The organism is Candidatus Photodesmus anomalopis (assembly GCF_000731785.2).
Taxonomy (GTDB): Bacteria; Pseudomonadota; Gammaproteobacteria; order Enterobacterales; family Vibrionaceae; genus Vibrio; species Vibrio anomalopis.
The window spans coordinates 1-1,249 of the sequence record NZ_JGVJ01000007.1; the positions used below are offsets into that span (position 1 = coordinate 1).

General features: G+C 38.0%; 1 protein-coding gene. It reads right to left on the reverse strand.

Features of this window, described 5'->3' with window-relative positions:
• Positions 1-65: 65 nt before the first annotated feature.
• Positions 66-1,249 (reverse strand): elongation factor Tu (tuf, locus tag CF66_RS00655; RefSeq protein ID WP_034411203.1); only part of this gene is annotated, 1,184 nt, incomplete at its 5' end.

Consider the following 1,249-nt stretch of genomic DNA (forward strand, 5'->3'; position numbering starts at 1 on the left):
ATTTTTTTAGAAAACATTTTAAAAATCATGTTCTATCTAACTTAGAAAGGGATATTATATCTTTCTTATTCAAAAATTTTAGCAACAATACCAGCACCTACTGTGCGACCACCTTCACGAATAGCGAATCGTAATCCTTCATGCATAGCTATTGGAGCTATTAACTCAACAATCATTTTTATATTGTCACCTGGCATGACCATTTCAACACCTTCTGGTAAAGAAATATTGCCTGTTACATCAGTTGTACGAAAATAAAACTGCGGTCGATAACCTTTAAAAAATGGAGTATGTCTACCACCTTCATCTTTTGACAACACGTATACTTCAGATTCAAATCTGGTATGTGGAGTCATTGAATTAGGCTTGGCTAATACTTGACCACGTTCAACTTCATCACGCTTTATACCCCGAAGAAGTACACCAACATTTTCACCAGCACGACCTTCATCTAATAACTTACGAAACATTTCAACACCAGTACATGTAGTGGTTATAGTATCTTTTATCCCAATAATGGAAACTTCCTCTCCAACTTTTAAGGCCCCACGCTCAATACGGCCAGTCACTACTGTACCACGACCTTGAATGGAAAATACATCTTCAATAGGCATTAAAAATGGCATATCAACTGCACGTTTAGGCTCTGGTATATAATTGTCTAAAGCTTCAGCAAGCTCAATAACTTTTGCTGTCCATTGCTCTTCACCATTTAATGCACCTAATGCAGAGCCTTGAATTACTGGCAAAGTATCACCTGGAAAATCATATTCAGATAAAAGTTCACGAACTTCCATTTCTACTAACTCAAGTAATTCCTCATCATCAACCATATCACATTTATTCATAAATACCACGATGTAAGGAATACCAACCTGACGTCCTAGTAATATATGTTCACGGGTTTGTGGCATAGGCCCATCTGTTGCTGCTACTACTAAAATACCACCATCCATTTGAGCCGCACCAGTAATCATGTTTTTAACATAATCTGCATGTCCTGGACAATCAACATGTGCATAATGTCGTGTTGGAGTATCATACTCAACATGAGAAGTAGAGATAGTAATACCTCGCTCACGCTCTTCTGGAGCATTATCAATAGACGCAAAGTCTCTTGCAGCACCCCCGTATACTTTAGATAATGTAGTACAAATAGCTGCAGTTAAGGTGGTCTTACCGTGGTCAACATGGCCAATAGTACCAACGTTCACATGCGGTTTTACACGTTCGAATTTTTCTTTAGACA